General features: G+C 71.6%; 13 protein-coding genes. 8 read left to right on the top strand and 5 right to left on the bottom strand.

Annotation, left to right across the window (positions count from 1 at the left end):
* Positions 1–26: 26 nt before the first annotated feature.
* From IAG42_RS37745 to IAG42_RS37715, 7 genes are all read left to right on the top strand, one after another.
* Positions 27–809, top strand: coding sequence for a hypothetical protein (locus tag IAG42_RS37745; RefSeq protein ID WP_188342151.1), 783 nt, complete (start codon positions 27–29; stop codon positions 807–809).
* An 80-nt stretch (positions 810–889) separates the two neighbouring features.
* Complete coding sequence (locus IAG42_RS37740; protein ID WP_188342150.1) at positions 890–1,816, top strand: hypothetical protein; 927 nt, start codon at positions 890–892, stop codon at positions 1,814–1,816.
* A gap of 69 nt (positions 1,817–1,885) precedes the next feature.
* Positions 1,886–2,326, top strand: a complete 441-nt coding sequence (locus IAG42_RS37735; RefSeq protein ID WP_188342149.1) for a DUF6197 family protein — start codon at positions 1,886–1,888, stop codon at positions 2,324–2,326.
* Positions 2,327–2,434: 108 nt separating this feature from the next.
* Positions 2,435–2,986, top strand: a complete 552-nt coding sequence (locus IAG42_RS37730; protein ID WP_223206526.1) for a DUF6884 domain-containing protein — start codon at positions 2,435–2,437, stop codon at positions 2,984–2,986.
* A gap of 220 nt (positions 2,987–3,206) precedes the next feature.
* Positions 3,207–4,631, top strand: a complete 1,425-nt coding sequence (gene dndC, locus IAG42_RS37725) for a DNA phosphorothioation system sulfurtransferase DndC (protein ID WP_188342195.1) — start codon at positions 3,207–3,209, stop codon at positions 4,629–4,631.
* A 175-nt stretch (positions 4,632–4,806) separates the two neighbouring features.
* Positions 4,807–5,616, top strand: coding sequence for a hypothetical protein (locus IAG42_RS37720; protein ID WP_188342148.1), 810 nt, complete (start codon positions 4,807–4,809; stop codon positions 5,614–5,616).
* Positions 5,617–5,682: 66 nt separating this feature from the next.
* Positions 5,683–6,285 (top strand): HNH endonuclease, encoded by a 603-nt coding sequence (locus tag IAG42_RS37715; RefSeq protein WP_223206525.1) that lies wholly within the window; start codon positions 5,683–5,685, stop codon positions 6,283–6,285.
* Between the two features lie 78 nt (positions 6,286–6,363).
* Here the strand turns inward: IAG42_RS37715 and IAG42_RS37710 are convergent, their stop codons facing one another.
* Positions 6,364–6,936 carry a hypothetical protein gene (locus IAG42_RS37710; protein WP_223206524.1) on the bottom strand — a complete coding sequence of 191 codons (573 nt, stop codon included), beginning with the start codon at positions 6,934–6,936 and terminating at the stop codon, positions 6,364–6,366.
* 814 nt (positions 6,937–7,750) lie between these two features.
* Between IAG42_RS37710 and mobF the strand changes: the two genes are divergently transcribed.
* Entirely contained in the window at positions 7,751–13,351 is a 5,601-nt protein-coding gene (gene mobF / locus IAG42_RS37705) for a MobF family relaxase (protein ID WP_188342146.1), read from the top strand.
* Positions 13,352–13,415: 64 nt separating this feature from the next.
* On the opposite strand, the gene IAG42_RS37700 is transcribed toward mobF, so the two are convergent.
* The 4 genes from IAG42_RS37700 to IAG42_RS37685 are packed head-to-tail and all read right to left on the bottom strand — an operon-like array spanning position 13,416 to position 18,742.
* A complete protein-coding gene (locus tag IAG42_RS37700; RefSeq protein ID WP_188342145.1) occupies positions 13,416–13,964 on the bottom strand; it encodes a hypothetical protein in 549 nt (182 codons plus the stop codon).
* A complete protein-coding gene (locus tag IAG42_RS37695; protein WP_223206523.1) occupies positions 13,957–15,666 on the bottom strand; it encodes a type IV secretory system conjugative DNA transfer family protein in 1,710 nt (569 codons plus the stop codon). The genes IAG42_RS37700 and IAG42_RS37695 overlap by 8 nt, the downstream gene beginning before the upstream one ends.
* Positions 15,666–17,216: a type VI secretion protein gene (locus IAG42_RS37690; RefSeq protein WP_188342144.1), complete on the bottom strand. Its 1,551-nt coding sequence runs from the start codon at positions 17,214–17,216 to the stop codon at positions 15,666–15,668. The genes IAG42_RS37695 and IAG42_RS37690 overlap by 1 nt, the downstream gene beginning before the upstream one ends.
* The gene (locus IAG42_RS37685) at positions 17,216–18,742 is read right to left on the bottom strand and encodes an SCO6880 family protein (protein WP_188342143.1); all 1,527 of its coding nucleotides are present in this window, start codon (positions 18,740–18,742) and stop codon (positions 17,216–17,218) included. Before IAG42_RS37685 ends, IAG42_RS37690 begins: the two co-directional genes overlap by 1 nt.
* Position 18,743: the final 1 nt, after the last annotated feature.

Genomic DNA, 18,743 nt, shown 5'->3' with positions numbered 1-18,743 from the left:
AACCCGACCCATCCGAGGAGAACCCCGTGTCCCACTTCCCGCTGATCTCCGCCGTGCACGCCGCCCTGCGCGCCGTCACGGCCGACACCACCCCCGCCACGCTCGACCAGCTCGACAAGGCCCTGGCGGACCTCCCGCTGACCGAGGTCACCGACGGCGCAGAGCAGTCCGTCCGCCTCGCCCTGGAGATGATCGGCCACGCCCGCGACCACGAGCTGTTCCGCGCCGTGCAGGAGATGCAGGAGCAGGTCACCGCCATGCTCACCGAGGGGCCCCGCACCCCCGTGCACAACCACCCCGCCATGCGGGCCGTCGTCCAGACGCTCGGCCTGTGCTACGCCGGCGGCGGGGACTGGGACACCGACAGCGCGTACTACCGGGCGTGGGACCGCGCCATGCACGCCGGGACCTACATGGTCCGCGCCGTGTCCGGCTTCCTGTACTCGGAGCCCGAGTTCACCCCGCAGAAGGTGACGCAGCGGGCGGAAGAGTTCTCCGCCGCCACCCGCCGCGCCATCGCCTACCACGCCCGCGACCTGGCCCGCACCGCACTGGTCATGACCGCGTACGACTACGGCCTGTTCGTCATCGGCACCCGCACCTCCGGCCGCGAGCCCCACACGTGGATTCGCCACATCGGATCGGACACCTTCCAGTTCGAGGTCACCCCGCCCGACCTGCATCGCGCCGCCCCGGCCGGACGACTGATCGTCACCAGCTACAAGACCGGCCAGCGCGTGCACGACCTGGCCCTGTCGACGGACCCGAAGCGCGGCAACGCCGTCGCGGACGCCCTGTTCCTCATCTGACCCAGCACCCCGGCCGGGCGGCGGATGGCACCGCCGCCCGGCCCTCCCCCTCGAAGCCCCGCACCAGACGGAAGGACCCCATGACCACCCCGTACACCGTCAACGACGCCAAGCTGAACGACGCGCTCGACGACGCCCACGAGCGCATCCAGCGCGCCGAGGACCGGCTGGCCCGCGTCGCGTGCGCACACGTCGCCGCCGCCGTCCGCGACGTCCTCACCGACCACGAGCCGACCGCGCCGTTCGACGCCACGCACCTCCGCCTGACCGGGCGTCTCGGCACCGACGTGCTGAGCACCGACGGCACGTACTGGACCGCCACCGGCGAGGAACGGCGCATCCCCGCCGGCGAACTGTTCGACGGTCTGCTCGGGTGGGTCAACCAGCTCAACTACGGCAACCGCCACATCTGGCGGTCCCTGTGCGAGACCGAGGGCACCGCCGTTGGCGCCATCGGGGCACCGGTCGGTTACCGGCTCGACCTGGCCCAGGCCGCGCAGCTCCCCGACGAGGTCCACACCTCCGCCCGGGTGCGCGAGATCCGCGACCGCCTGGCCGCCGCGACCTACCGACCGTGGAGCGTCGAAGAATTCACCTGGAACCGCAACGGCGCCACCGTCGACAAGGACGCCCCGGACGCCGTGCACACCGACTTCGTGGTCAGCGACTCCTCCGGGGCCAAGGTCGCCGAGGTCTCGGTGAGCTACGACGGCCCCGAGGACACCGACACGCCCGCCGAGGACATCGCCGAAACCCGCGCCAACGCCGAGCTCATCACCTGGGCGCCGGAGGACCTGCTCTACCTCCTGGCCTACCTCGACCACCTCGCCGGTGTTGCGGACGCCGAGGAGCTCCACCTGCGCGGCTACTGCGGACACTGCGGGACCGCGCTCTACACCTCCACCGCGGTCGAGACACCGACCGCCCTCGACGGCTCCACCCAGTGCAAGAACAGCCGACTCCCCACCGGCCGCACTCTCGCGATTCAGCACGTCCTGCGCACCTGACCAGCCCCGGGGCGGCGGATGGCACCGCCGCCCCGGCCCCTCGAAACCCCGACCACCAGGAGGACCGCCGTGACCGGCATCCGCTACTCGCCCGACAGCGTCCTGGTCCCGACCACCCCCGGCGCCCTGCTGGAGTGGGCCGCGACCCACATCACCCACGTCGGCATCTACCAGAGCCGACACAGCCTCTTCAGCGGCCCCGGCCGCCTCGCCCACCGCCGATGCTCCGTCGGCGGCGCACTCGACGTCGCCGCCGGCCGCGACCGCATGGCCCCCGACCGCCCGTACGACCTGGAGGCGATCGGCGCCACCCTCGACGACGCGTACCGCATCCTCGCCGAACACCTCGAAGGCGGCCCCGTTCCCATCCCGCCCGGCTGCGATCCGACGGCGCACCACAAGACGGTCGTCCACCTGTGGACCCTCGCGCCCGGCCGCACCGCCCAGCAGGCGGCCGCAGCCCTCCGCGCGGCCGCCGAGACCGCCGAGGCCGCCGACCGGCTGTTCTGACCTCCCGAGCTCCGGGCGCAACCGCCCGAAGCTCCGAACCCCCAGGGGCGGCGGATGGCACCGCCGCCCCTGGCCCCGCTCGAAACCCGACCGACCAGGAAGAGACCCGTGCACACCAGCACCCCGCCCCCCGACGAGGAGAGGACCGGCACCACTGCCGAGGCCCCTTCCGCCCCGCCGCCCGCAGCAGCCGGCCCCGTCGTGGTGATCCCGTGCAGCGCCACCAAGAGGCCGGTCCCTGATGGCCAGAAGATCCCCGCCGAGGAGCTGTATCAGGGCCTGTACTTCACCAAGTGCCTCACGGCCGCCCGCGCCATCCCTGGCGGAAGGGTCCTGATCCTCAGCGGCCGGTTCGGGCTGATCGCCCCGCGCACCCGCATCACCACGTACGAGCAGCGGCTGAACCCCCGCGACGTCGACCACGCCAAGCACCGCGCCCAGGCCGACGCCATGGGGCAGGCCGTACGCCACGCGCCCGAGGTGATCGCGCTCGCCGGCAAGGACTACGCCGCCGCGGTCGCCGCCGTCTGGCCGCACGCGGTGCGGCCCCTCGCGGGCGCCGGCATCGGCGTCCAGCTCCAGCGGCTGACCCGCATCGCCGAAGCCGCCGACCCCCGGGCCGCCGCCCTGGCCTACGCCACCGCGGCGGCCGCCCGCTGACACGGCGGCCGCGCCGACCGGCAGCGGTCGGACCGCCAGGCGCGCCCGCCGTCGCCCGCCACGCCGCCGGGCGACGGCCGTCCCGTCCCCGCACCGCCCGGCGCGCACGCATCACTCACCCGCGGCCCCCGCGCCGCCCACCGAAAGGAGACCTGCCCTGTCCACCCCCGTGTTCCTGCCGCTCGAAGTCGTCAAGCCGCAGCCGTTCGGCGGCCGCGCCATGGACGAGGCCATTCAGGAGCTGCTCGCCGAGATCCGCGAGCTCTACCTGGCCGACGGCACTCCCTGGGTCGTCGGCTATTCCGGCGGCAAGGACAGCACCATCACGGCTCAGCTGGTGTGGATGGCCCTGGCCGGCCTGCCCGTCGAGCAGCGCACCAAGCCGGTGCACGTCATCTCCACGGACACCCTGGTCGAGAACCCCGTGGTCGCCGCGTGGGCGAACCGGTCCCTGGAGGCCATGCGCACCGCGGCCGCCGCCCAGCAGCTGCCCATCGAGGCCCACCGCCTCACCCCGGAACTCGAAGACACCTTCTGGGTCAACCTCATCGGGCGCGGCTACGCCGCACCTCGGCCCAAGTTCAGGTGGTGCACCGAGCGGCTAAAAATCCGGCCCTCGAACAAATTCATCATTGACGTGGCCAACAAGTACGGACAGGTGATCCTCGTCCTCGGCATCCGCAAGGCGGAGTCCACCACCCGGCGCCGGACGATGGAACGGCACGAGAAGGGCCGCGTCCGAGACCGGCTCAGCCCGCACGGCAGCCTGCCCGGATCACTCGTCTACTCGCCGGTCGAGGCGTGGACCACCGACGAGGTATGGATGGCCCTGATGCAGTACCCCAACCCCTGGGGCCACTCCAACAAGGACCTGCTGGCGATGTACCGCGGCGCCTCCGAGGACAGCGAGTGCCCCCTGGTCGTCGACACCTCCACCCCCAGCTGCGGCGACAGCCGCATGGGCTGCTGGACCTGCACGATGGTCGAGCAGGACAAGAGCCTGAAGGCGATGGTCACCAACGACGAGGAACTCGACTGGATGCGGCCCCTGCTGGCCCTGCGCGACGCCCTCGACATCGAGGACGACCGCCACCTGCGGGACTTCCGCCGCATGAACGGCACCCTCATGATCCACCGGGACCGTCTGGTCCACGGCCCCTACACCCAGAGCGCCCGCGAGGACTGGCTGCGCCGCCTGCTGGAGGCACAGACGAAGATCCGCGCCCGCGGCCCGGAGTACGTCCGCGACATCACCCTGATCACGCTCGACGAGCTGCACCTGATCCGCCGGATCTGGGTGTTCAAGAAGCACGAGGTCGAGGACAACCTCCCCACCATCTACGAGGAGGCCACGGGCGAGCCGTTCCCCGGCCGCCCCCTGGACGAGACGATCGCCTTCAACGCGGCCCAGTCGATGATCGACACCTTGCGCGAGGTCTGCGGCGACGACGAGGAGGAGTTCCTCCGCGTCCGGGCCCTGCTGGAGGTCGAGCGGATCTACAACTCCTCCACCCGCCGCGCCGGCCTGTACGACGCCCTGGAGAAGGTCCTCATGAAGCACGGCTTCGAGGACGAGGAGGACGCTCTCGCCTTCGCCCGCTTCCGCCGCGGCGAGCCCGCCAAGGAGCAGGGGGCACTGTTCTGACCACCCGCGCGGCCGCCGTCAGCACCTCGGCGGCGGCCGCGCCGGCACCGATCCAGGCCCCGCACTTCCCACGCCCGGCCCAAGTGCGGTATTTTTTTCAATGTTGGCTAGGGTGGCACCTGGCCGGCACCACCTGCTGCATCACTCGAAACCCCTACCAAGGAGCACCACCCCCATGATCCCCAATGGCGTCACCCCTGCCGACGACCAGATCGCCGCCGACATCTTCGGCGTGAGCGTCGGCTACTGGCAGGACACCAAGCACTGGCAGAAGATCCGCGGCCTGAAGCTCCTCAACCGCGAGGGCAGCCGCCGGCGGCTCTACTCCAAGGAGCAGCTGCTCGCCGCGCACACGGAGGAGGAGCGCGCCAAGGCCGTCAACGAACAGCCGAGGTACGACCTCCCCCCGGTGCCGGCCGACGAGCACCCCGACGACCTGCTCGACCTGGAGGAGGCGCTCTACGCCCTGCCGGAGGAGCGGCGCGTCACGCTGAGCACCTGGAAGACGTACAAGTACGGCACCAAGACCCGCCTGCCGGACCCGGACTTCAACCTCGGCGGCCAGGAGGTGGACGGCGAGATCGTCGGCGGTGAGGACTTCTGGCGCCGGCAGACCATCCTCGACTGGGACGCCAACCGTCCCGGCCGAGGAAGCCAGCCCGGCCGCGGCCGGAAGGTGGGCAGCAAGAACAAGGCCCCGCGGCAGCCCACGCCCCAGGCCGAGGAACGCAGGCGGCACGCCCGGCTCCTTCTCGACGAGCAGCCGGCCACCGTCACGGCCAAGGTGCTCGCCGAGAGCCTCGGGGTCCACCCGGTGCACGCCGAGCGCCTGCTTCGCGCCGCCCGGCTGGAGAAGGTCCGCGACCTCCTGGAGGAACGAGAGGACCTGACCGTCGAAGACGTCCAGCACGAGACCGGCCTGACCGTCGTAGCGCACGCCCGCAAGCTGCTCGACGAGGCCCGCACGACCACCACCGCGCAGTGAACCCCCGCCCGTCGGGCCCTGGCAGGATGACCTTCGCCAGAACCGGACGAGTGGGGGAGCACGAAGGTGGCCAGGGGCGGCATCGAGCGAGCACTGGAGTACGTCGCCGAGCGCAGCGTGCTGGTGCCACACGGATGCCGATACTGGGTCAGGAGCCTGACGACGGACGGCTACGCGAAGGCCGTCGTGACCGAGGCCGGACGCGAACGCACGGTGCGGGTGCACCGGTGGCTGATGGAACTGCTGCACGGCCCGCCCCCACCGCGCACGATCACCGCGCACAGCTGCAACGAGTCACTGTGCGTCGCGCTCGACCACCTGTCGAACGCCACCCAGCGCACGAACATGCGGCAGATGGCAGACCAGGGACGCGCGGCCGGCCGGGCACACCTCGGCTACGCCGACACCCGCGGCTCCCTGGGCCGTGCGCAGGCCATCCAGGCCGCACTCCGCGACGGGCTGGACCTGGACGCGCTCGCCGCCGCGATGCTCGCGGGCGAGGCACGCCCGCTCGTCCGCCAGGCCCTGGCGAACGGGTACGACGCGGAGGCGTACCTCGCCGCCGTGCGTGCCTCCGATCCGAGCTCCGCGCTCGTACCGCTCTTTCCGGCGGAGGCGGCCGAGGAGGCCCCCGGCGCACCGGAGGACGGACAGATGTCGTTGTTCTGAGGGCGCCAACACCGAAGGCCCCGCCCTGGCGGATGGGTAACCATCCCCGGGCGGGGCCTTCGGCATTGAACGAGGACCTCAGCCAGCCGCTCCTGGCGGAAGGGTCGCCCCCTCTACGTTCTCCGGCGACCCGTCCTGAGCCGGGAGCGTCACCGGCCCACCGGGCGGAGGGAAGTTGTACGCGGCGGCCGCCGACTGCGAAGCAGCCGCAGCGTCCGGCGTCGACGCCGCCGCCCGGTCCGACTCCGCAGGTGCTTCCGCTTGCTCCGCACCGGCGGACTCATCGGCACCCTGCTCGGCGACAGCAGCCACCGCCTGGTCGAAGTTGCGCTTCGCCGTACGGACCTGACCCACCGAGATGCCGAGACGCTCCGCCACCTGCTGAGCGGGAATCTCCGTGTCCAGCATCTCGACCACGAGCGCGTCGAACCTCTCGCGCTTCTCCACCAGCTGCCCGTTGCGCTCCTCGCGGAGCTTGGCCACGCGCCGCTCGGTCTCCTCGTCGAAGTCGTCGATCTCCTCTTGCAGCAAGATCGCCTCTCCCGCGATGCGGAGACGCTCCTCCTCCTGCTTGACGAACCGAGCCGCCTTCTCCCGCGCCGCCTCCCGGGCCTGCACCGCCCGGGAGCCCCGCCGCTGCTTCTGCGTCATGCGCTGCTGCACCTCCGTGTCTTGGGACTGCCGGGCCACATTCTGCCGCCCAGCAGATCGCGGACGGACGCCGCCCACGCGGCGACACTGCACATGACGGCACGGCTGGCCGTCTCCAGGCGGTGCACTGCAAACCGCATCGGCACGATCGGTGTGGCAGCGCCGGGCCGTGCGGCGTGGTGCACGTCAGCCGCGCCGCGGCATCGCATGTGACATGCGGGCGCCGGGGTGCGGCACCCGGCCCGAGGGGCCGGGAGCGCGAGGGGCGCTCTCGCGCCGCCCCCTCGCGCTCCCCCGGCGCGGGGGCGGCCGCACCGTCACGGCATGTGCCGCCGGTGCGGGGCGCGCGGGCGGGGTGCACCGCCGGCCGCATCGGCACCGCACGTGAAGTCCTGGCGGAAGGGTGCACCGCAGGTGCACGGCCACCGCACGGCCACGGCCGGTGCCGTGGCCGTGCGGTGCACCGGTCGACTGCACGTGACCGCCCGGCAGCAGTGCACGTGCGACGCACCGCCGCGATCCGCAGCACCGGCAACGCGCTGCGGACCGTGACGCCACGTCATCCCGGCTCACCATGTGACGCGTCCACAGGTGACGTCGCAGGTGCGCCTTTCCACAGCCATGTCCGGAGGACCTGACTATGGAAAGCCGCCAGACTATGTCTGTGACCGTCCTGCTCTTTCAGCCCGTCGCCGTCCAACCATCATCGTGATCGTCGCAAGCTTCTCCACGATTCGGTTGTACGCGCAACGCGCTTCAAGATCATTACGGTCACAGCTCATGCATTACGAATGACCCAGGTAAGATCGCGCCCATGATGACCGTCCACAAGCTGAGCGCTGGGGACGGGTATACGTACTACATCCGCGAGACTGCCAGCGCGGATCAGGCCCGCGAACGCGGCCAGGAGCTGGGCGATTACTACACCGCCAGCGGCAATCCACCGGGCGTCTGGATGGGCGCCGGTATCGACGCCCTCGGCGTCTCCGGGACGGTCACCGAGGCGCAGATGAAGGCGCTCTACGGCGAGGGTCTGCACCCGGATGCCGAGCGCATCATCGCCGAGCGCATCGCCGCCGGAGACAGCACGAAGCAGGCGATGCGGGCCGCCCGGCTGGGCCGCAAGTTCATGCAGTTCAAGCAGAAGGACACGCCGTTCGGGCGGATGCTGCATGAGGAGATCGAGCGCTTCGTGCGGATGGAGAAGCGCGAGCCGAACGCGACGGAGCGGGCCGAGATCCGGGGCCGCGTCGGCGCGGTGCAGTTCCGCACCGATCACGGCCGCAGCCCCGAGTCCAAGGAGGAGCTGGGCCGCTTCATCAAGGAGCAGGAGGGCGGCAAGCAGCGCAATGCAGTCGCCGGATTCGACCTGGTGTTCCGCGCGCCGAAGTCGGTATCCGTGCTGTGGGCGCTGGGGGATGAGAGCGTGCGCCGGGCCGTCGAGCAGGCCCACGTGCAGGCGATCGAAGAGACCGTGCAGTGGCTGGAGCAGAAGGCCACGATGACCCGCACCGGGGTCAACGGCATCGCCCAGGAGGACGTTGCCGGCGGCCTGATCGCCACCCGCTTCCGGCACTACGACAGCCGCACCGGCGACCCTCTCCTGCATGACCACGTGGTGGTCGCCAACAAGGTCATGGGGGCTGACGGCAAGTGGCGCACGCTCGACGGCGGGCTGCTGTTCGCGCAGAACGTGCCCGCCAGCGAGCACTACAACCTGCGCGTCATGGAGATCGTCTGTGAAGACCTCGGGCTGCGGGCAGAGGCCCGGGAGGTCACCCCTGGCAAGCGCCCGGTTATGGAGATCGCCGGGGTCGGCACGGACCTCATCGAGGCCAACTCAACCCGTTCGCAGAGCATCAAGGAGCGCACCGCCGAGCTGGTGGCGGAGTACCGGGAGCGGCACGGTTACGACCCGTCGAGCAAGACCCTCACAGCCCTGATGCAGCAGGCCACGCTGGAGACACGACCGGACAAGAAGGAGGCCCGGCCGCTCGCGGAACTGCGCCAGGCATGGCGGGAGTCGGCCGTCGAAGCGTTCGGTTCCGACCGCGTGGACAACCTCCTCCGTGCTGCCCGGGTGGCGGCGCAGAACACTCGTCCGGGCGCTGCTGCCGTGCCGCATCTGGACGTGCACAAGGCCGCCCGAGAGATCATCGAGACGGTCTCGGAGCACCGCAGTGTGTGGGGCCGGCGGCAGGTCTTCGCCGAGGCCCAGCGGTGGGTCATGGCGGCCACACTCGGTGCCGCACCGAGCGGTGACCTGGCCGAGCAGATCACCGATCGCGCGCTCGCGGCCGAGGTCATCGGCATCACTCCGCCGGACCTCAACCCCAGCTTCCCGGGGGTGGCCCGAGCGGACGGAACGAGCATCTACCGCCGCCGGGAAACCGAGCTCTACACCTCCGTCAGCGTCCTCGCGGCCGAGGACCGGATCGTCTCCGCCGCCCGTACACAGGTGATTCCAGCGGTGTCCGCGGAGGTCTACCAGGCCGTCGAAGACGCCTACCAGCAGGCCAACCCGAACCGCCGCCTGGACGCGGGCCAGCGCGAGCTCGCCCGCACCTTCGCGTGCAGCGAGATGCTCGTAGCGGCGGGCATCGGCCCGGCCGGTGCGGGCAAGACGACCGCCATGCAGGTAGCCGCCGATGCAGTCCGCGCGAGCGGCGGCCGCGTCATCGGTCTGGGTCCCTCTGCCCGCGCTGCCACTGAGCTTTCCGCCGGTCTGGAGGCCCCGGCCTTCTCGCTGCATGACTGGCTCGGAGCCCGCGAGCGGCTTCACCAGGGCAAGCGCGTGGCCCCCGAGTACCAGCTGTCTGCCGGCGACGTCATCGTGATCGACGAGGCAGGCATGGCGGGCAGCAAGCGCATCGCCGCCGTCATTGCGGAGGCCCAGGAGGCCGGTGCGCTGGTCCGTCTGATCGGTGACCCCTTCCAGCTCGCCGCCGTGGAATCCGGCGGTGCTCTGCGACTGCTCGCCAACACCGTCGACGTCGTCGAGCTGGAGAACCTGCACCGGTTCCGTGCACCCGGAGAAGCGGCCGCCACCCTCGCCCTGCGCAGCGGCGAACCCGAGGATGCGTGGACCTGGTACCTGAACAACAGCCGCGTCGTCGCTGGTACGCGCGAGCAGATGCTGCACGCCATCTTCACCGACTGGCAGGCCGACATCGAGCAGGGCCACACGGCGCTGATGATGGCGGACGACAACGCCAGCGTCACCGAGCTCAACACCCTCGCGCAGGCATACCGGATGGGCCGGGGGCAGCTCGACGCCAGCCAGAGCGTCGACCTCGGCGAGGGCCTCCAGGCCCACCGCGGCGACCTCATCGTCACCCGCAAGAACGACCGCAGGAACGCGGTCATGGGCGGCCGAGACTTCGTCAAGAACGGCGACCAGTGGGCCATCGAGGCCGTCCGGGACAACGGCGACCTGGTCGTACGGCACACCGACCACGGCGGCCGGACCGTGCTGAAGGCCGAGTACGTCGGGACCTTCGTCGAACTCGGCTACGCAGCCACCGGCCACCGGGGCCAGGGCGCCACCGTGGACACCGGAAGCGGCCTCGTCACCCGCCGCACCAGCCGCGAGTCCGCCTACGTGCAGGTGACCCGAGGCCGCCTGAAGAACCGTGTCTACGTCGTCCTGGACGAAGGCCAGACGATGCGGGACGTGCTCGACACGATCGCCTCCACCCAGAGGGCATCGGTCTCCGCGACCGAGGCCATCCGGGCCGAGCAAGACCGGGTGTACGGCATTCCCCAGCTGGCTTCCGAGTACAACGACGTGCACGCCCGTGCGCTGTCGCTGCGCTACCAGAACATGGCCCGTTCCGTCCTGGGGGCGAGTGCCGAGGCCGTCATCGCCGAAGAGGCATGGCCTGCGGTCGAGCGTGCCCTGCGTGACGCCGAGCGCGCCGGTTTCGCTCCCGAGCGCATCCTCTTCAACGCGTTCCACGAACGGGACTTCACCGACGCCGAGGACAACGCCGCGGTGTTGAGCTGGCGGATCGACAACCACGTGGACGACGCCCGCAGCGTTCTCCAGCGCCTGGAGGAACAGGGCACGACCCGGCCCCTGATCGACCTGACGGACGACCAGCTTGGCCGTCTGTCCGAGCGAGCCGAGGAGCGGCGCAAGCAGGCACTCGACGCGCTGCACCGGGCCGATGCCCGCGTGGCCAGCCAGCCCCGGCCGGTGGTCGTGGACGGTCTTCCCGTGCCGGCCTGGCCGGGGCGGGAGTACGGAGACCTCACCCGGCTCCAGCTCTCACAGGCCATTGCGGAGGCCCGTCGCGACGCCCGCCTCGCCAGCCTCTCCGTCGTCCAGGCCCGGCGCGACGGCCGGAGCGAGGACGCCGAAGCACACCGTGAGGAGGCCCGCGCGGCGGCCGCTCGTCTGCACGGCCTGAAGACTGAGCAGGCCACCCGCAAGGCCATGGACTGGGTCGACCGCGCCCGCGAGGAGTGGCAGCGCGAGCCGGGGCCCGGCCGTGCCCACACCGCGGGCATGGACGGCGAGACGGTCGCCGCGGAGATGCGCACCAACCTCCATGCGCAGGACGAGGCCCGGGTGCGGCTGGCTCGCGCCGAGTTGGTCGACCAGCGGGTGCGGGCCGAGCAGCGGCTTCGCAGGCTCCTGCCCGACGCGGCCGAGGTCGTCCCGGTTCACACCGGGCCGCTCCCCGAGTGGCTGCTGCCGCGCGAGGCGGAGCGTGACCAGTACACCCCCACCCCGTGGGTCGAGCACCTGGACGCGCGCCGTCAGATCATCGACGACCGCCTTGCCCAGACCGGGGCCGCTCTGGCGGCCAACCCGCCGGAGTGGGCTCGCAGCCTCGGGCCGGTTCCGCCCGAGGGAACCGAGCTGCGCGACACCTGGGAGCGCACGGCCGCGCTCGCCGACGCATGGCGGGCCCGGCGCCAGGTCCGGGCGGATGAACCCGGTCTCGGCAACCAGCCGGTGGGGGAGCGGGACGCGGCGGCCTGGCAGGCGCTGCACGAGCAGGTTGCCGAGGTCGGGCGTCGGGCACGAGCCACCGAGGCAGCCGCCCGCCGTGGCGAGGCCCTCGCTGCGGCGGCCCGGGAAGAGACGTACCCGACCGATGCTGAACGCGAGTTCGCCCCGTCAGGTGAGACCGTCACCGATGTCCTTGTGGATGAGCCGTCCGTGGAGGAGGACATCGAGGTCGTGGTGGAGGAGCCGGAGCCCGAGCTGGTCCGTGACGACGAGCGGGAGCGCGACGAGGACCTGGCCGTCGAGGAGACCGCGGTGGACGTGGTCGAGGCGGCGGTGGACGCTGCGGTCGACGACGTCGCCGAGGTCGTGGTGGAGGAGCCGGAGCCCGAGCTGGTCCGTGACGACGAGCGGGAGCGCGACGAGGACCTGGCCGTCGAGGAGACCGCGGTGGACGTGGTCGAGGCGGCGGTGGACGCTGCGGACGACGACGTCGCCGAGGTCGTGGTGGAGGAGCCGGAGCCCGAGCTGGTCCGTGACGACGAGCGGGAGCGCGACGAGGACCTGGCCGTCGAGGAGACCGAGGAGGTCGTGGTCGAGGCGGCGGTGGACGCTGCGGACGGACAGGAGCAGGAGGCCGACCAGGAGGAGCGCCGGCACCGCAACGAGCCGGACCGGCGCCCGTACGCAGACGTGCCCGATGCCGAGCTCTCCTCGACGCTCGCCTACTACGTCGAAGCGGCCGACGCCGCTCAGGAGCACGCTGCCGCCCAGGAGGCGAAGGCGGAGGAACTGCGGGCCGCTCTGGAGCCGGGCGGTGCGGTCGAGCGGAGCGTGGCCGAGCGGGCGGCCCGGGTCGAGGCCATCCGGGAACTGCGGGCGGCGGCCGTGGAGCTGCCCGCCATGGAGGCCGCCAACATCCGGAGGCGTGAGGAAGCTCTGGGGATCGAGGGACGCCTGGCCGAGACCACGCGCTTCGGGCGGTCCGCTGTGCGGGGCGACGACCGGGCCCAGTTGGAGAGCCGTCTGGCCGACCTTCGGGCGGAGCAGGAGCGGGCGGCCGAGCAGATCACCGCTCTGCGGCAGCGGCAGGCCGAGGCCGAACGGAGGGCCGGCCCGGAGGCTCAGCACGATGAGGTGCTGGCTTCGTGGGAACGCAGTGGCGGGTCGCAGGAGGCGGTGCTGGAGCGCACCCTGGCCGCTCGCCGGCGGCGTGCCGAGGCCGCGGGCAAGGAGGCGGTGACCGCGCGGAGCGAGGTCGAGAAGCTCGACGCAGCCGCCGCGACCGTCCGGCAGGAGATGAACCTCCGCGACGCGCAGCCGTACGAGCAGCGCGTCGCCGAGGAGGCCCGGCGTATCCAGGCCCAGCAGGAGGCTGCCCGGCAGCAGTCTCAGCAGCAGTCCGCGCAGCACCCTGGCCCTGACGAGCAGCAGAGCCGGGGCGGGACCAAGCGGTGACCGAGCCACACATGGCGGAGGCCCCGGGGAACTTCCCCGGGGCCTCCGCCATGTTGGTGAGCTGTTAGCTCTCCTTCTTCTCTCCGCTCTCCCGGCGGGCGGCTCGCGCCTTCGCTGCGGCTTCGGCCTCCTTGGCCAGCCGCGCCACCTGAGCCTTCGCCGGATGGGCGCGGGGAGCGGTCAGGAACTCCGGCGGCTCGTCGAGCCACTGGCCGAACGCGTCGTCGCCGTCGGTCAGCTGCGGCGCCGGTGACTCCATGTGGGAGGTCTGGCAGCTGGCGCTGTTCAGGCGCGGCAGGAACGCGTACAAGTCCTTGATCCACTCGGCTTCCGCGCGCAGGCCCAGCTTGGTGGGGTCGCCCGCGTACGTGCGAACCCACCCGATGTACAGGGCCGTCAGGTGCTCGATGATCCGGGGGTGCCGGTACCAGCACCGGGCGATCTGGTTGCGGACGTCGTACGTCTTGATCAGCCAGTCCACCCAGAGGGTGAGCTCGCCCAGCCGCTTCTCCCGGTCGTCGGGGTCCATGTCGGCCCACACCCACCGCTGGGGAGGTTCCGGCTTCTCCTCCTGGGCGTCGGGGGCCTGGGGCTCGGTGGTGGTCTCAGCCATGGTGCGCCTCCAGCGCGGGAGCGGCCGCCTTGTCCAGGGAGACCGGCGGCAGCGGACGGGCCAGCCACGCCCGCAGGTCCTCGTCCCGCCAGGTCAAGCGCATGTTGGCCCGGATCGGCGGCAGGTTGAAGTATTGGACGATCGCGGTGAACGTGGGGATCTCGCGGAGCTTGTCCACCGGCAGCAGATCGGTCTCCACGATGCCGGTCGACGTCGAGCTGCCCGAGGGGCCGGTGGAGTGGGTCGGCCGCTCGGTCTGCTCCTTGGAGAAGATGTAGTTGAAGTACCGCAGGGTGTTGTCGTCCGCCAGGCCCGGCAGCAGCATCCGCAGCGTGGACGCGGAGATCACGGTCCGGGCCCCGTCCTGCCCAACCCGGGACGCCAGTTGGGCCAGGTCGTGCCAGATGGTGAGCATCGCGATGCCGATGCCGCGACCGGTGGTGAGCGTCGTCGGTAGCTTGGGGTACCGCAGGGCGTTGCCGGCCTCGTCGATGAAGCAGCCCAGGGCCTTCTCCAGCGGCTTGCCGGTCTTCTCGAACCGGTCCTCGGCCGCGTGGATGATCGAGGCGATGATCGAGGTGAACAGAGGCCCGTACCGCTCTGCGTTCGACGGCGAGGCGACCAGGCAGACCGTGCCGTTCTCGTCCAGGAGTTGCTCCGGGCTGAAGTCCGTGCGCTCCGCGACGACCCGGACGTCCTTGTTGCGGTAGACGGCGGCGACCACGTTCAGCGTGAACTGGACACTGCCGGCGCCGTCCTCGTGGAGCTTCAGCCACGGCTGGGCGTAGTCCATGGCGACTTCGGGGTAGTCCGGTTCGAGGATCGCGCGGACGTGGTCGACGGCGTCCTTGCCGAGCGCGAGCCACTCCCGGAAGGCGCGGATACCGCCCTTGCTGATGTGCGCCGCGAGGAGCAGGCCCGCGAGGATGGCGCGGGCCTGCGCGATCCACGGTTCGGCGCGCGGGTCGTAGTGCTTCTGGGCAGCGTCCGCCATCCACTCCGCCATGCGCTCGGCGGAATCGGCGTCGCGCGCGTAGTCCACCGGCGACCAGTGGGCGGTCGTCCGCCCGCCGGGCAGGCCCGCGGGCGCGATGACCCAGACCGGGCCGAGGGCCCGGCGGCTGTTGTAGATGGCCTCCAGGTCGGCGGCCTTGGTGGTGGTGAGGACGCACGGTCCTTGCCACTCGGCGGCGTTGCCCAGCAGAAGACCGGTCGTCTTCGCCGAGCCCGGCGGGCCGAAGGCGATGGCCGACCCGCTCCGCTCGATCACAGCGACGATCTTCTTGCTGTGCTGGCCCCGTCCGGCCGTGATGCGGTCGGGCCGCTCCTCCGGCTTCTCCGGTACGGCCATCTCCAGCTCGGTCTTCTTGCCGCCCCACCGGGCGCCGCCCAGGTGGGGCTTCCGGCCGCCGAAGGCCCGCAGCAGGAGGGCCACCGCGACGATCAGCAGGACGAGGAGGAGCGCGACCACGAGCCAGAACGCCCAGGTTGGCGGTGCCGGATCGTAGACGGCGCCGGGCCCGCGGCTGACGGTCAAGATGATCGTCTCGGGCAGGCTCTTGGTGGAGCTCGCCCAGCCGTGGCCGGTCACCAGCCCGGCCAGCGGCGCGGCCGCGAGCACGATGGCGCTCGCCCCGATGACGAACCCCGCACCGATTGCGGCCAGGAGGGTCTGGTCGTCCACGCTCTTGTCGCCGGCCATCAGACCACCATCCGCTCGTCCGTCTCGAACAGGGACTTCTCGATGTGGCTGAGCATCAACTGGACGGCGTGCGAGCCGCCGCCGCGGCCGACCTTCCACAAGGCGCGGCCGCGTTGGCCGGCGCCCCAGCTCCCGATCAGCTCGCACTCGGCGTCGGTCAGGCCGATCGCCTCGCGGGTGATCTGGAGCGGCTTGGTGTCCTGGGCGAGCTGGATGCGGGTCTCGCACGAGGCGATCAGGTCCTTGGCGATGGCCACGGCCTCCGAGCCGGCCGCGCCCACGGACTCGAAGTCCGACAGGCGGTGCGTGGCCAGGAGCTGGATCGTGCCCGTCGCACGGCTGAGCCGGAGATCGGCGTCGATCTTGCGGACCATGGCCGCGCCGCCGGATCGCATCTGCCGCCACAGCTCGTCACGGACGACGATCCACGGACGCTCGCCCGGCCGGTCGATCGCGGACTGCGCCCAGGAGGAGACACAGGTCAGCACCATCGCCACGGTCTCGTCCCCGTACTGCTCCAGGGCTGAGATGTCGACGGACTGGATCGGGGCGTCCCAGTCGAGACCGATCGACGTCTGCTCGTCGAAGAGACCGCCGAGATGCCCGGTGATCATCCCGCCGAGCGCGCTGCGCAGGGACGCCATGTGCTCGCGGGCGAGCTGGATGTCGTCGTCCCGTACGCGCAGCTCACGCGCCATCGCCTCGGTCGGGTCCTTCAGCTTCGCGTAGACCAGGGGCAGGGTGGGCACGGCTAGTCGGCTCTGCCCGTGCAGCTCGCCGGTGACCTCGCGGACCGCGACGTCGAGGCACTCCTCCTCCTGCGGCCGAAGGTTGCGCTTCAGCTGGAGTTCGAGCAGCGCCTTGAGAAGGGTGAGCCTGCGGCGGTGGATCTCCTTGAGGCGGGCCTGGAGGACGGCCCGGTCCTTGATGAGCTCCAGGTCGTAGCCCAACGGGCCCGCGTCCAGGGGATTCAGGCGCCCGGACAGGCCGGGGCCGAGGCGGACCGGGTCGACCCCGAGGTATTCGCACAGCGCCTTGTACTCGCCCTTGACGTCACCGGCGATCAAGGTCCGGTGCCCCAGGGCCATGAGCCGGAAGCACAACGCCTTGATGTGCGCCGACTTCCCGGAGCCCGGGATGCCGGTCACCATCACGTTCGGGTTGGTGCACAGGCCCTCGCGGACCCACGCCGCAGGGTGGGCGGAAAACGCCTGCATCGTCAGCGTGTTCCACCCCATGTACACGCCGACCGGCGGCAGGCTCGCGGCGTGCAGGAAGGGGTAGATCCCCGATGCGCGCTCGGTGTCCGCCCTGAAGATTTCCGGCTTAGCGATCGAGGCGACCCGGCCCGCGAAGGGCTGGGGCCAGCCCTTGCGCGGGGCGATCCGCATCGCCGCCTCGGGGTCCTCCAGCAGCCGGGAGCGGCGCCGCTCCGCAGCGGAGAGCTGCTTGGGGATCGGCTGGCCCTCCGCTTCATCGAGGAAGTCCCCCAGCCGGGACGCCCTCAGCTTCGTGTCGCCGCCATCGCCGCGGCGGAAGGGGAACGACATCAGAGGCCCACCCTCCGGTCGGGCAGGCCCAGACCCAGCGGCAGGGCCGCGACGGTGAACGCGTCGTCCTGAGCGCCCCAGACCCTCCTGATCTCCAAGCCCGCAGAGCTGGCGTCCGCCTGAAGTTCGGCGCACGCCGTTTCCAGCTGCTCCAGGTCGGTCACCGTGACGGCGATCAGGGCCATGAGCCGGGTGACTCCGTGGCCGCTCGCGCGCGCCACGTCCTGGGCCCGCGCGGTCATCGCCTCACGACGCTCGTCCTCGCTCTCCGCCCGGCCGGTCTTCGCCCGCAGCTTGCGTGCCGCGTCCCGCTTCGTCTTCTCGCGGGCCAGTTCCTGCCGCGCCTTGGCCGGGCCGATCGGCTCATACACCAAGGTCAGCGAGCGGCGCGCGTTCGAGCGGGGACGCAGCAGCGGCTGGAGGAAGGTGGCGTACACCTCCGACTGGGGGAAGCCGCGGACCTGGTAGCTGACGGTCCATGCGCCGTCGTGCTTGTAGAGGCCCCAGACGGTTTCCGTCGCGGCCGGGCCCGCGAGTTCGGGGTCGACCCCTTTCGGGGCGCCCTTCCAATTCGAGTCGTCCGCCGCGGTGTTGCGTGCGGACAGCGCGAGCTGGGCCTCCGGGTCGAAGGCCGTGCGGATCACCTGCGCGACCCCGCGGGGCGGGAGCCACTCGACGACCTGGAGCCCGGCGCTCGACAGGGAGCCCGCCATGGCGTTGATCTCGCGGACGAGGACGGCGGCCGCGCCGATCTGCCCGCCGCCGGCGCCCTTGACGGCGAGCCGGGCCCGCGCGGCGGACAGGGTGACGGACAGGTAGGTCTCACGGATCGTGGCGGCCGGTCCCGCGCCCTGCATGAGCTCGTCGAGGGCCTCAACAGCTGCGGCGGGGGCGTCGGGGGAGGTGTGGCGCTCGGTCCAGGAGCGCAGAGCCGCCCCGTCGTCGGGCAGGCTGCGCTGGTGGACCGAGATCCGGGTGATCGCCCCGTCCTCCTTGCAGTGGCTGCGCAGGAAGGCGGCCCAGCCCTTGACCCGCACGTTCTGGCGCTCGGTGTCGATCAGCGCCAGGCCGGGGAACTTGACCTGGCAGACGGCCGTGTAGGTGTTCTCGACGGGGTTGTGCATCACCCCGATCTGCCCGCCGAGTCCGTCGGGGGCCTCCAGCAGGTGCAGCCGGGCCAGCCGTCCGGGCAGGTCCATCGGCTGGCTTCCGTCCTTGGCCCGGGGCGCGAAGGCGCCGGAGAAGAAGAGATTGCGGTTGGTTGCCACTGCGATCTGATGCCTTACTGCGAGGACGATCCATTCGTCTGCCGAGAGGCCGAGCACGCGCCCGTACGCGAGGACGAGCAGCAGGGCGGCCAGGGGGAGGGCGAAGAACGCCGAGCTCCAGGAGCGGGTGTAGATGGGGATGAGGGCGATGATCGCGGAGGCCGCGACCAGGACGAAGCCGAGGCCGCTCAGGTTGCCCATGAAGCCCGAGCGTTCCGACTGCCATCCGCCGTACAGGGCGGGTTCGGTTTGGGCCACG

The sequence above is a fragment of the Streptomyces xanthii genome, assembly GCF_014621695.1.
In the GTDB taxonomy this organism is placed as follows: Bacteria; Actinomycetota; Actinomycetes; order Streptomycetales; family Streptomycetaceae; genus Streptomyces; species Streptomyces xanthii.
The sequence above is the reverse complement of the archived record's forward strand: the minus strand, read 5'-3'. Positions and strand labels throughout refer to the sequence as shown.